At 45.6% G+C, this 13,649-nt stretch carries 11 protein-coding genes and 1 tRNA gene; 9 read left to right on the forward strand and 3 right to left on the reverse strand.

Translation table 11 applies throughout. The features are described 5' to 3' along the window. Positions 1–515 precede the first annotated feature (515 nt). From LKE33_04870 to LKE33_04910, 9 genes are all read left to right on the forward strand, one after another. Positions 516–2,120, forward strand: a complete 1,605-nt coding sequence (locus LKE33_04870; protein MCH3950258.1) for a Na/Pi cotransporter family protein — start codon at positions 516–518, stop codon at positions 2,118–2,120. Positions 2,121–2,345: 225 nt separating this feature from the next. Beyond that, on the forward strand, positions 2,346–4,625 hold the full coding sequence (locus LKE33_04875; GenBank protein MCH3950259.1) for an adenosylcobalamin-dependent ribonucleoside-diphosphate reductase: 2,280 nt from the start codon (positions 2,346–2,348) through the stop codon (positions 4,623–4,625). A 55-nt stretch (positions 4,626–4,680) separates the two neighbouring features. Then, positions 4,681–4,755: transfer RNA gene (locus LKE33_04880), tRNA-Gly, on the forward strand. A 255-nt stretch (positions 4,756–5,010) separates the two neighbouring features. Continuing rightward, positions 5,011–5,946 (forward strand): glycosyltransferase family 8 protein, encoded by a 936-nt coding sequence (locus tag LKE33_04885; GenBank protein MCH3950260.1) that lies wholly within the window; start codon positions 5,011–5,013, stop codon positions 5,944–5,946. A gap of 225 nt (positions 5,947–6,171) precedes the next feature. Next, a complete protein-coding gene (locus LKE33_04890; protein MCH3950261.1) occupies positions 6,172–7,203 on the forward strand; it encodes an O-antigen ligase family protein in 1,032 nt (343 codons plus the stop codon). A 139-nt stretch (positions 7,204–7,342) separates the two neighbouring features. Further along, the gene (locus LKE33_04895; GenBank protein MCH3950262.1) at positions 7,343–8,116 is read left to right on the forward strand and encodes a glycosyltransferase family 25 protein; all 774 of its coding nucleotides are present in this window, start codon (positions 7,343–7,345) and stop codon (positions 8,114–8,116) included. 125 nt (positions 8,117–8,241) lie between these two features. Beyond that, complete coding sequence (locus LKE33_04900; protein ID MCH3950263.1) at positions 8,242–9,306, forward strand: glycosyltransferase family 9 protein; 1,065 nt, start codon at positions 8,242–8,244, stop codon at positions 9,304–9,306. Between the two features lies 1 nt (position 9,307). Continuing rightward, a complete protein-coding gene (locus LKE33_04905) occupies positions 9,308–10,312 on the forward strand; it encodes a glycosyltransferase family 8 protein (protein ID MCH3950264.1) in 1,005 nt (334 codons plus the stop codon). 17 nt (positions 10,313–10,329) lie between these two features. Further along, entirely contained in the window at positions 10,330–11,169 is an 840-nt protein-coding gene (locus tag LKE33_04910; GenBank protein MCH3950265.1) for a carbon-nitrogen hydrolase family protein, read from the forward strand. Between the two features lie 222 nt (positions 11,170–11,391). Here the strand turns inward: LKE33_04910 and LKE33_04915 are convergent, their stop codons facing one another. The 3 genes from LKE33_04915 to LKE33_04925 are packed head-to-tail and all read right to left on the reverse strand — an operon-like array spanning position 11,392 to position 13,527. Beyond that, positions 11,392–11,871: a sulfatase-like hydrolase/transferase gene (locus tag LKE33_04915; protein MCH3950266.1), complete on the reverse strand. Its 480-nt coding sequence runs from the start codon at positions 11,869–11,871 to the stop codon at positions 11,392–11,394. Then, on the reverse strand, positions 11,834–12,799 hold the full coding sequence (locus tag LKE33_04920; protein ID MCH3950267.1) for a phosphoethanolamine transferase: 966 nt from the start codon (positions 12,797–12,799) through the stop codon (positions 11,834–11,836). The genes LKE33_04915 and LKE33_04920 overlap by 38 nt, the downstream gene beginning before the upstream one ends. After that, on the reverse strand, positions 12,796–13,527 hold the full coding sequence (locus LKE33_04925) for a hypothetical protein (protein MCH3950268.1): 732 nt from the start codon (positions 13,525–13,527) through the stop codon (positions 12,796–12,798). The genes LKE33_04920 and LKE33_04925 overlap by 4 nt, the downstream gene beginning before the upstream one ends. Between the last annotated feature and the right edge of the window lie 122 nt (positions 13,528–13,649).

Raw genomic sequence — 13,649 nt, forward strand, 5'->3', positions numbered from 1 at the left:
GTAAAATGCGATTGTATAAGGGAAAACACGGGAAAAAGCGTGAAATTACGGACAGACAGAAATGATTTCTGAAAATTCGTTCGGAATGAACAACTATAATAGCGAACAATTAAACAAAAAATAGTAAGATAACTCAGAAAACGGACAACTTAGGGAAAAACGTAAAAAAGTACTGAAAAATAGATACAAATGTCCTTTATATAAAAACATAAAATTTTCTTTTGTTTTAAAAATTTCTCTTTTTCTTTTTTAATTTGATACGAAGAAATACACAAATAAGGCACTTATTGTTCGGTATAATTTCGAATAATCTACGTCGTAGTGACGATTTAGTGTAATAATAAGGTGATTTATTGCGCATTGTAAAAATTAGGTAAAATATTTCCGTGAAAAACGCATTGATTATGGATAGTACGTGTATTTTATGTTAAAATTTACACAAACGATACAAATGCGGATACATACAAATATATATTATCTTTCTGGCACGTGCGTCATAAACGGAGGAAATCGAATTGCTTCATTTATTTCTGTTTTTAGGCGGTATTTCTCTTTTCTTGTATGGCATGCAGCTCATGGGGAACGGGCTGCAGCAAGCCGCGGGAAGTAAACTGCAGCGGATTCTCGGCAAATTGACCAAAAAAACAATCTATGGTGTGGCTTTAGGAGCTGGTGTGACGGCCATACTGCAGTCTTCCAGTGCTACTACAGTCATGACGGTTGGTTTGGTCAACGCGGGTCTGATGAATCTTCAGCAGGCCTTTGGCATTGTCATGGGTGCCAATATCGGGACGACGATAACGGCTCAGCTCATTGCTTTCAAATTAACTGATTATATTACTTTAATACTTGCTATTGGTTTCCTGATCCAAACCGTTGCCAGAAAACGCAATATCCGTGATTTAGGGCAAGTTTTGATGGGCTTCGGCATTTTGATGCTCGGTATGGCAATGATGAGTGATTCGGTGGTGCCGCTCCGTCACAATAAAGCAATTGTAGGTTTTATATCCCGTTTTTCCTCACAACCCATCCTGGGGCTTCTGGTGGGTCTCTGCATGACAGTTGTCATTCAGTCTTCCAGTGCAACAGTCGGTATTCTGATGGCTATGGCCAGCCAGGGCGTGATCCCGCTGGAAGGCGCCGTTCCGGTGCTTCTGGGTGATAACATCGGTACTTGTATCACGGCTGTACTGGCTACGCTGCAGGCGAACATCGTGGCTAAGCGGGTTGCTCTTTCCCACGTGATGTTTAACCTTATCGGAAGTATTATTGCCCTTATCTTTATGCAGCAGTTCCTGCAGGTTGTTCTGGCGGTTTCGCCGGCTCATAATATTGCCCGTCAGATAGCCAATGCTCATACTACATTTAATGTAGTGAACACACTGCTTTTCCTCCCGTTTGCAACTAAGTTTACGCATTTTATTGAACGTCTTGTTCCTAAAAAGGGAGGAGAAATTTCTTATCAGCCTAAATTCCTTAATGAGAATATGCTGGGGACACCGGCTCTTGCACTCAGCCTTGCCAAAAAGGAAGTTATCCGTATGGGCAGTCTGGCTTTGGGAAATATCCGTCGTTCCTTTGCTTGTGTAAATAAGTATGAATCCAAAAAAGCCAAGTATATAACGGAACATGAACCTGTGATTGATAATCTTGAAGAAGCGATTACGGTGTATCTGACCAAGCTCTCCGAAAAGAAAATGAGCCCTGAGCTGACAGCTATGCACACGGGACTGCTGCATTGCTGCAGCGATATCGAACGTATCGGGGACCACGCAGAAACGATTGTTAAGCGTGTCAGATCAATGAATGAAGAAGGTATGAGCTTTTCTCCTCAGGCACAGAAGGAAATGAAAGAATTGGAAGACCTCGTCCTCGAAACGGCAGAAGGGGCCCTCCAGGCACTGGAAGACAATGACTTGATCCTGGCGCAGGAGGCTCTTGATAATTCGCATAAGGTGAGAAAAATGGAAAAAGCCATGCGCAAGAGCCATGTGGACCGTCTGAACAAAGGAATTTGTACGCCGGAGACCGGGTTTGTCATGCTTGAACTTTTGATCAACATGAAGCGTGTTTCCGACCATGCCCAAAACCTCTGCGAAGTAGTATTGGGAGAATTCTAAGTTTACAATATGATTCATTCCGGAAGCGTAAAAAAATTCCGGAATTTTTTTTATGTCTTTTTTCGCGTTATTTAATGCGCCTTCTGCCTTTTTTATGGAGGTTTACACGGTCTTGACGGAAGGAAAATATCCTGCTACCATAAAACACGAGACTTATACTAAATCTAGTGTCTTGTATGTAAGACTTATACAACATATTGAAAAAAGAGGAAAGGACGGGGTACGATGGACGAAATGGACTGGCTCGGCAAGGATAACCAACTGGGCCTTGATATCTGGCATAACAAGTACAAATATGACGGGGAGACATTTGATGAATGGCTTGATCGTGTCAGCGGTCATGATGGGGACGTGGCCGAACTCCTGAAAAGCAAAAAGTTTCTTTTCGGCGGACGTATTCTGGCAAACCGCGGTTTGGAAAACAAGGGAAAGAAAATTACACTGTCCAACTGCTACGTGGTAGAACCACCCGAAGATAATATCGAAAGTATTTTTGACCGCGCCGGGAAACTGGCCCGTACGTACAGTTATGGCGGCGGCTGTGGCATTGATATCTCCGGTCTCAGCCCGAAGGGGGCCCGCATTAACAATGCGGCAAAGGAAACGAGCGGATCTATTTCCTTTATGACGCTGTATTCTCTGGTTACCGAATTGATCGGGCAGAACGGACGCCGCGGTGCCCTGATGATTTCCCTCGACTGCACGCATCCGGATCTGATTGATTTCATTAAACTGAAGACCGACCTGGAAAAGGTGACGAAAGCCAATATTTCCATCCGCATCAATGATGAATTTATGAAGGCTGTGAAGGAACATAAAAAATTCCGTCTCCATTTTACGAGAAAGGAAACCGGTCAGGTTATTGAAAATCTGGTTGATGCGGCTGATGTATTCCATTTGATTGCTGAAACCAACTGGGATTATGCCGAACCGGGTGCTTTGTTCTGGGACCGCATCTGTTCATGGAACCTCTTGTCCAACACGAAGGAATTCCATTTTGCCGGCGTCAATCCCTGTGCGGAAGAACCGCTGCCGGCCGGCGGGTCCTGCCTCCTCGGCAGTATGAACCTGTCTGAGTTTGTAAAGAATCCGTTTACGCCCGAAGCGGCCTTCGATATGGATGAGTTTAAACGCTGCGTCCGGATTGCCGTGCGCGCACTGAATGATGTGTTGGAAGAAGGGCTGCCCCTGCATCCTCTGGAAGAACAGCGTGAAAGCGTTTCTAAGTGGCGTCAAATCGGGCTTGGAATTATGGGCCTCGGTGATATGCTCCTTAAAATGGGCATGACTTACGGCAGTGATGATGCTGTGGCGTTCTGTCACGAAATCGGCTTTACGATGGCTGATACCGCAATCGCCTCGTCTGCACTGCTTGCAAAGGAACGCGGGGCATATGAGATGTGCCATACGGAAGAAATCATGGAAACGCCGTTCTTTAAAGCCAATACGACTGATGAAACAGCGGCTCTCGTCAAGCAGTATGGCCTGCGTAATTCTCAGCTCCTGACTATTGCTCCGACAGGTACGCTTTCCACGATGCTCGGTATTTCCGGCGGCATTGAACCGATTTATGCAAACTACTATGAACGCAAGACCGAATCCCTTCATGCGGCAGACGTATACTACAAAGTTTATACGCCGATTGTAGCGCAGTACATGAAGCAGCATAATATTAAAGATGACTCCAAACTGCCGCCTTATTTTGTGACGGCTATGACGCTGAATTATCGTTCCCGTATCGCCATGCAGGCTGCCTGGCAGCAGCACATCGATGCTTCCATCAGTTCCACGGTCAACGTGCCGAACAGCTTTACGGTGGAAGATACGGAGAAACTTTATATGCTCGCCTATGACAGCGGCTGCAAGGGCGTCACGATTTTCCGTGACGGCTGCAAGCGTGCCGGAATTCTGTCCACTCATGTTGACGAGAAGGATTCTGTGCCTATCGCGGGAGAAGGACTGGCCCGCGGTGAAATTGTAGCGATTGACGATGATGTTATCGGAAAGAAGAGAAAGCTTGTCACGGGCTGCGGCAGCCTGCACTGCATGGCCTTCTTTGACCCGGTGACCGGTGCTCTCTTGGAAACGTACTTGAGCAAGGGCTCTACAGGCGGCTGCAATAACTTCATGATCGGTCTGTCCAGAATGATTTCCATCAGTGCGCGTGCCGGGATTGATATCTACACGATTTATGATCAGCTGAATTCCTGCGGCAACTGCCCGAGCTATGCTGTTCGCCGCACAACCCGCGGTGATACGAGCAAAGGTTCCTGCTGCCCGATGGCTGTCGGCAATGCGTTGATTGATATGTATAACGAGGTTCAAAAGGAACTTCACGCCGATGAGGAAGAACTTGCAAAAGAACCGAAGACCAAACCCGTAAAGCCAAAAGCAACGGACAAGGTTACGGCCGAAAATATTTTCTGCCCGCAGTGCGGGGAACCGCTTGTTTTTGAAGGCGGCTGCAACATCTGCAAGAACTGCGGCTGGAGTAAGTGCTATTGATTTTTTGTAAAATCCTTGACAGATATTCAAAAAATGAGTATACTGTCTGAGTGCTGCGGAAGTAGCTCAGTGGTAGAGCATCACCTTGCCAAGGTGGGGGTCGCGAGTTCGAATCTCGTTTTCCGCTCCAATTGAATATAAGGACTGTGAAAAGAAATTTTTCACAGTCCTTTTTTGTAGCTATGTTTATGATACGGGTCGTTAAGGAATTAGCTGCTTAATGGCCTATAAACTCTGCAGGCGGCTTGGATTAATTTCACCTTAATTATACAAGTGACTTTCTGTTAAGGCCTGTTTATTGAACTCTCATTTTTCTTTTTTGCTTGTAGAAAATACACTTTCATTGTATGATAAAATGATAGAAAAAATCCTGGGGGATACGGCTATGGACGAAATCACAATCGTATTGGCATCTGATGACAATTATGCGCAGCATACGGCCGTAGCAGCTGTTTCTATGCTAACCAACCATAAAGATGAACGGCCGCTTCATTTTTATATCCTGGATGATGGTATTTCCGAAGTCAAAGAGTCCGCCATTGCGGCGACAATTACTGCAAAAAAGGGAATTGTAACTTTTCTTCCGGTGAAACAAGTGGAAGTAAAAGCTTATACGAGCGGACATATTCACCGGGCAGCTTACCTGCGTCTCCTGATTCCGTCGCTGCTGCCGGAATCGATACATAAGGCACTGTATTTTGACACAGATCTCGTCGTGAATGACGATGTGAAGGAACTTTGGGAGTATCCTTTGGAAGGTCATCCTATCGGCGCTGTGAGGGATTTTGGTATTATGGCCTCAGCCCGGATGCGCCGTCAGAAAGCTGAAACGATCGGACTGCAGCCAGGGATGCCATACTTTAATTCCGGCGTTATGGTGATGGACCTGGATGCCTGGAGGGAAAAAGATTATACCGGGCAGGTCCAGGATTGTGTAACGAAAAATGATTACAGGCATCATGATCAGGATGGGCTGAACCATGTCTTCTTGGGAAACTGGGCTTCACTTCCTCTGCGTTGGAATGTAATCCCGCCGGTATTCGGCATGCCTCTGAAGGTACTTAAGGACGCGGCTATGCGCATTGATGCGATAGAAGCTCTGAAGCGTCCGGCGGTAATCCATTGGGCCGGGCGGTATAAACCCTGGGAATTCAAGCGGTCGGAGCACTTTAATAAATCTTATTATAAATATCTGGCGGAAACTGCCTTTCGGGATGCACCTATGCCGCAGCCGGGCAATATGCAGGGAAAGTCCCTGTTTCGTCAGGAAGTGCGGCTGAAACTTGCTAAATTTTGGCAAAAAATCTACGCTAAAAAATAAGTTTTGACACAGGCTGTAAGAAGGTTTTCAATGGGGAATAAATTAGATTCATTTATACTTTTTGTCAGTAATGTATTCTTTTTCTTTTTATGCAGTACCAAGTGGATGGCTGGCTATAATATCAGCGCAGGTCTTGCCGTTCTCACGATTTTGTGGATAAGATTCAAAATGAAGAGGAAGCTTTCATTTTTTCCTGCTCTTTTTTTCGTAGGATATGTTCTCTTCATGGGTGGTCTGCTGCTGGCTTCCTACTTGTCAGGAGATGAAGCCTCCATGCGCGTCGCATCCAAGTTCGTGAAGTATTCTATTTCCCTGTGGATTTGTTTCTTTTTGCTGCAGCAGGACATTTCGCTTGTGCCGGCTGCGCAGTGGGGGATGATAGCTGGAACCAATGTACTGAATATAACAGCAGTCCATGAAGTGTGGAAAGCTCAGAGACTGCAGAGGGTTTATGGATCTTTTGGTTCTCCTAACCATCTTGCCATGGTGATGGAAATTATTTTGCCGTTTTTATTGTTAAATACTTTTTTGACTGTCAAAAAAGTAAACCGTGAATCTCCCCGGCATCAAAAACTTCTTGCGGTTTTATCGGTAATTACCAGCATTCTGGCCATTGGCAGTATTGTATTATCTCAGTCTCGCGGTGGGATTGCAGGTTTTCTCTTGGGGGCTATTGTTGCTCTTAGCGCCGTGTTTCTGAGTCGTTACGGATTAACTATTACGAAAAAAATTTCCGCACTGTTCCTGGTTTTCATTTTATCCGGGGCCGTGGTTTTTGGATTTACGACGAACTATTTGAAACGCAGCTATGATTCGGAACGCATTCTTTTGCTGACTTCTGCTTACCGTATGTGGCAGGATCATAAATTATACGGCGTGGGCATTAGCCGGTGGAATGATATTTACCGGAAAAAGTATATTTTACCGGGAGCCAAGGAACCCACACTGACTCTGCCTCATAATAATATAGCAAACTTCTTTTCAGGTTCAGGTATCCTGGGAGGCGGTGGTTTTGTCATTTTCATGCTGAGTTCCCTCGTGTACTTAATTTTGACGATTCAGAAACGGAAGGAAAACAGATATTCTTACGCTATGCTCTGGGTCTGGATTGCCATTTCAGTGCATGGTATGGTTGATAACAGTATGTTTGGCCGTTATAATGACCGTTTATTCTTTGCCATGTGGGGACTTACGTTGGCTGCTATCCAGCAGGAGAAGCTTCGCCTTGCTGCAAAAAATCATCTGAATCAGCTTTAGAGGAGAAGGCATAGGTTTAGAATTAAGACGTAATCATAATGAGATCTTTTAAAAGTTAAAAATAGCTGCAGCATTGTATGATATACTCGTGTGTTGTACAGTCTGGACAGTGAATGTGGAGAGGGAGTTAATGGCGACAATGTACCATTTTGTAATCAGTTCTGCCAAAGCACCTGAACGGCGTAAGTCCGTTGAGGCTAACTTTGCCGCCCTGGGACTGGAGCCCTGTTTTTTTGAAGCAATTATGGGGGATGAGCTTTCAAAAAGTGAACTGAATAAAGCATCTAAAGCTGAGGGACTGCTGACTCTGGGGGAGATTGGCTGTGCATTGTCCCATCTGGGGATTTATAAGGAACTGCTGAAAAGTGAAGAACCCTATGTATTTGTATTTGAAGATGATGCCCGCCTGACACCGGAATTTGTTACGGCTGTGCCTAAAATCCAGGCTTTTATGGCGAGGCAGAACGCACCGACTGTGCTGAGTCTGCATCGAATTAGGGGCCGTGCACATTGTGTTTATCAGATTGCTGGGAATCAGTGGATTATGCACGCACTGGGCGGCTCTACCGGTCATGGATATGTCCTCAACCGCCGAGCGGCAGAGAATATACTGAAGGCCCAGACACCGGTCCGGTTTGAAATCGATGCGTGGGAAATTTACCAAAAGTTGTGCTATATTTCATTTTATACAACGAATTTCGATTTTATCCTCGTTGATCATGCACTCGCTTCTCAATCCCTCATAGATGGTATTTCTCCCAAACGTCACAATCTGGATGCAAAGATTGTGAAGCGCATCAAGGGCAGTATGGTGAGTGAGTTATATAATCAGAAAAGTTTGGGCGAAAAATTGCAGTGCCAGATGCATAGGCTGGGCCGGCACGTGAAAGAATTATATTATAAAGAACTATGAATCATACTATTTTAAAATAGTACCTTAAATCAAAAAGACGGCAGAAGGGATGAACAGTCCAATCTGCCGCCTTATGCGATACGATTGCAGTACGTATTGCATTGCAAAGGAAAGAGTGAACAACAATGAACGGGCACTATAAAATTTTTCTTGACGGAATTATGCACTTGGGCGATATTTTTATGTCTGCCTCCGTCATTCCCATTTTAAGACAGCAGTATCCCCAGGCAGAAATCCATTATCTGGTGAAAGACAATCTTGCCGGTGCAGCCGGGCTCTTGAGCGGTATCGACCGCATCATTCCCTACACCTATCAAAGCGGCGGTGGATATATGGATGTGTACCGGATGGGAAGAGAACTGGCAAAAGAACATTATGATTTGGGTATTTCCCTGGATCCGCGGGAACGAGTCACTTTAATGAAATGGTTTGCTCGGATTCCTGTACGGCTCAGCATGGAACGGGCTCTTGGCTGGGAGCTTGGATGGGAAAAATATTTCTACACGAATGATTTGCGTTTCAGGAAGCCATGGGATTATCGGGAACATCGCATGAGTGAAAGTTTCCAGCGCCTTATCCGCGATTATTTCGGAGACGATTCAGAGGAGTTCATTCCGCCTTCGGTACGACCCTCGACAGAGGCAGAACTCCGTGAGGCAGACGCCCTGCTGGCTCCGCTTCGTGACCGTGCTGTCAAAGTCGCTTTCAGTGTGGAGACTACGACGAAGACAAAAGACTGGCCGACCCGGAAATTTGCTGAAGCGGCAGACTGGCTTGTGGAAAACTATGGAGCCGGAATTGTCATGACGGGCATTGCTTCCCAAAAACCGCGGATAGCCGAAATTATGCAGCAGATGAAATATCCGGAAGCAGCAATCGATGTCGCCGGTAAGACGTCCCTCACCGTGCTCATTGCTTTGTTCCGGCGCATGAAGCTGCTGCTCACGCTCGATACGGGGTCAGCTCATATTGCAGCTGTGGCCGGCTGCCCGGTCATTACTATTTTTACACATAATTCGCCTGAGATTTACCGGGCTGCCAGTGCGGTCAGCCGGGCTGTCAGCGGCCATGTGCCCTGTTCGGGGAAACATACCTGCATCGGACCTTCCCGCTGCCAGAAAATGGACTGTGTGGACTGCATCAGCACCGATATGGTGAAGAAAGAACTTAAAGAGGTTATGGAGCTGTAACATGAAAACTTTTGAAAAGGGTTATTTTGTACCCGGACGTTTTCTGAAGGACTGCCGGGATTATGATTTTCGGCAGGATGGTGACAAACGTTCTGTCCGTCATGTAGCCTATAATATCAACGACGCGTATTTTCAGATTATGGGGGCGTCTCTCGTTTCTGTATTGGAAAACAATAAAGACATGAGTCTCATTTTCCATATTTTTACAGATGGATATTCTGAAGATAATGCCCAAAAGGTATCCGAACTGGCGAAGCGGTATCACTGCTGGTGCCGGCTCTACACGCTCGATATGGAACCTTTCCAGGATTTTCATGTCAAAGTGGAGCGCTTTTCCCGCATCACTTATGGCCGGACTGTAATGCCGCTTTTGCTGGAAGCTATGACAGATCGCTTTCTCTATCTGGATGCCGATACCATGGTGGTGCGTTCCCTTGAACCGCTGTGGCAGATGGACCTTGATGGATTCGCCATGGGTGCCGTTTCGGAACGGATGCCGGATGCCAAACGGCGGGGAGACTATCTGAAGCTGAAAAATGGCCGCTACTTTAATGATGGCATTATGATTGTCAATATTCCGGAATGGCAGAGACAGCATATCACGGAAAAAGCTTTTTCCCTTCAGAGAGAACCAAAGACTCGTTTTCTGGGACAAAGTCAGGATGTGCTGAATATTGTTTTTGACGGTACGAATTATTTTCTGCCTTCCATTTATAACGAATTCGGTGGCGGGGAAGACGACACGGGAGAGGGCGTCATTATTCACTGGACCGGGCGCCGGAAACCATGGCAGATGGTTCTGGCCGATTTCGATGCCCAGTGGCGTACCTATAACAAATTGTCCCCCTGGGAAACGATTACAAATATCAAGCCGATTGCCAAACCGGAAAACTATCATGATTTCAAGCAATGGGCTAAATTCCGCAAAAAGGACAGTACTGCGGATTATGTAAAAGGGATGGCCATGTATGCATGGCTGAAAATGCGATACAAACTTTTCCATTAAGGAGAAAGGACACCCCAATGACCAATTACCTTGCAGCAGCTATCCAAATGGATACCCAGTCGGACGTTACGATGAACCTCAAGGCAGCCGCTTCTCTTATCGGGGAAGCAGCCGCTCACGGTGCTAAGCTTGCCGTACTGCCGGAAACAATGAACTATCTCGGCCGGGATTTTGTCATGAATGCAGAGCCCGTGCCGGGTGGGACCACTTTTAATACACTGGCAGAACTTGCTGAAAGACATCATATGTGGCTGGTGGGAGGCAGTATTTACGAATGGAACCCGGAAGATACGGCCCGCCCTCTGAATACAGCTTTTTTGATTAACCCGGAAGGTCAGTTTGTGGCTAAATACAGTAAACTGCATCCTTTTGATGTAGTGCTGCCATCCGGAGTGACAAGCCGGGAATCCGATCAGGTACAGCCCGGAAAAAGAATTGTGACGGCTCAGGCAGGCGATAAGGGAACGCTGGGGCTTGCTGTCTGTTATGATATCCGTTTCGGCGAGATGTTTCGTCTGATGGCACTTCAGGGAGCACAGCTCTTTACGGTTCCTGCCAATTTTACCGAGGGAACCGGAAGAATGCACTGGGAAGTCCTTTTGCGGGCGCGGGCCATCGAAAACGAGTGCTATGTGATTGCTGCCAACCAGGTGGGAGAGAAGCCCCGTTTTACGGCTTACGGACATTCGATGATTATCGACCCCAGAGGGAAGGTTCTTGCAGAAGCTGACGGAAAAACGCCTGGCGTAATTTATGCGCCTATTGATCTTGACTTAGTGACCAAGGTACGGCAGGAAACATTTACACTGGACAATCGGCGGGAAGATGTTTATCGTCTGGAAGTTGTAAAATCTTAAATATGGCATTTAGCCTCATCTGCAGCATCTTGGTAAGACTTTTGAGTCAAATAAAAAAATAAAACCTAAAATTTAGCAGAAAACCTAAATTTTAGGTTTTATTTTTATAAGTTCGTAGAAAAATACCCTGGCAATTTTGCTTCCACGGGCGGCTAGCGACTGGCGACTTGCGTAAAAAGGAGCTGTGAAATCATGCACACGCATTATTTCACAGCTCCTTTTTTAGGGGAAAATCTTCTTCTTCCCATGAAGAGTGAGTGCTTCGTCGGGCGTGAGATTATACTGAGGAGATGTAAGTTGGTAGTTTTCGGAAAGTTCGTCATGATGGATTTGGAGAAGACCGGCTATGGTATCGAAGAGAAGATCATTCGTAAAGATTGCCTCTTTGTGCTGGCTGAGAGAAGCAGTAATCTTAGGATAGGTTTTCGTATATGCAGGGGAGAGGTAGATCCAAAAAGGGATATGAACCATATCTTCATAGAAAGGGCTGGATGTATGGGTATATTTCAGATTTTCACCATGGTCGGAACAATATATCATGCTCTGCAGATTGAGATAGGATGTACCGTATTCATAGATTTTTTTGAGAAGCGTATCCGTGTAGAATAAGGAACGCCGGTACCATTCTTTTTTATGATTTTTTGATAAAGGTGTCCATCCCTGTTCATGGGCAAAACTTGGAGAGACTCTCTTTTTCACCATGGTCGGAACAATATATCATGCTCTGCAGATTGAGATAGGATGTACCGTATTCATAGATTTTTTTGAGAAGCGTATCCGTGTAGAATAAGGAACGCCGGTACCATTCTTTTTTATGATTTTTTGATAAAGGTGTCCATCCCTGTTCATGGGCAAAACTTGGAGAGACTCTCTTGTCGTAGCGGAAGTGGCTGCCCATGAGATGAAGGATGATAAAGTTGTTTTGAGAAGCAGGGACTGATTCTAATAAGGATAGAAGTCCTTCGTCATATCCTCTGGTCCAGATGGCATGGTCGGCCTGTTTGGCAATCACCGTGATGGCTGAATCAGATACGCTGTTTTGAGACTGCGTAGAAAACCAGTAGGTGGTGTAACCGGCTTTTTTTGCAAGGGTCATGATATCGACTGCGTGACTGATGGGTTCATGATTATATTGGTTGACACTGGTCAATGCCTGGGTGAGCGCCATTATGGTATTTGGAAAATTTGCATAGGAGTGAGGGAAAAAATAGAACTGACTGTCTTTTGATTTTGAACGTTCCCACGGAGTTGTGTCGCAATCCATCGAGGTGAAAGCGGACATTTCATCCCGATTGGCACTTTCACCAAGAACCAGGATCACGGTACCGGGAAGCGTGTGGGGGAGGGCCGCAGTGCCGGAAATCGAGAATTGGGTACCATTTTTATCGATATTTCTTTCCAAATCAACGAAAGCGCGGATTGCTCCTTGTTTCTGCATAAGATGGAACAATTGATCTAAGGGAAAGACATTCGCTCCAAAATTGAATGTTCCATAACAGATGATGATAAGGGAAATCGGGAGAAGTCCTTTACGATGATGGTAAAGACATTCTGTGGAACGGGTTCCCTTCTGCAGGGCAGCAGCGAGGCCGATAATGATTCCCAAAGCGATGACCGTAAGGGTTATCATTTCAGCGCAAGCGGGAAAGAGGAAAGGTAGTTCCAGGCTTCCTGCGGTGTCGTTGCAATGACGCACAGCAGTGCATATTCATCGATAGTCTGCCCGTAGGAAAAGAAATAAAAGGCTGAGGCAAGCGACGAAAATAGGTAAAAACATACATAAAGAAAAAGAATTCCCTGTCCCAAGCGCTTTATCAGTGAGTTTCTTATGACAGAAAGGATGGACAACACACATAATAAAAATGCAAACAAGAATGGGGCAAAGATAAAGTAGTAGCCGCAGTCATCCTGGAAAAAACGTGGATTTCGGGAAAAAATCCACAGGTAGGGTATTCCCCACATAGCGGTAAGCAAAACGGAAAGTCGGGTACGAGTTCGAAAGGCCTCGGGCGGCAGCGGGGACGGTATACTAAAAAACTGGTACAACACCAGGATCACAAAGAGAAAAAGGGCTCCTCTGAAAAGCCGGATAGCGGTCATATGGTGCATGGGCAGAAAGGATGACGAAAAGAATAAGGCAAATCCCAGAAATAAAAGCGCATAGACGGCTCCAGTCCGGCAGAGCGCTTTTTTTAGAACAGTTATTGTTGTTTTGGCCATTATATTTTCCCCCATTGGGATGAGTGGGACATAAAAATGCCCTCCTACCGGGGTTTCCAGCAAAGAGGACACACGAATACCGTATCTTTGCTCCAGCGGTCCTGCAAAAGTTTTGCTTTTCTCATCCACTAAAATCATTAATTATTATAATCCTTTTTATTATGACACAACTAGTACAGGAAAGACAAAAATGATTCGGCTGGATAAATCTTTCTTTTCATCTGGAAATTCGTAGAAACAATTTGACGTACAGTTTTACA

The sequence above is a fragment of the Acidaminococcus sp. genome (assembly GCA_022482815.1).
Classification (GTDB): Bacteria; Bacillota; Negativicutes; order Acidaminococcales; family Acidaminococcaceae; genus Acidaminococcus.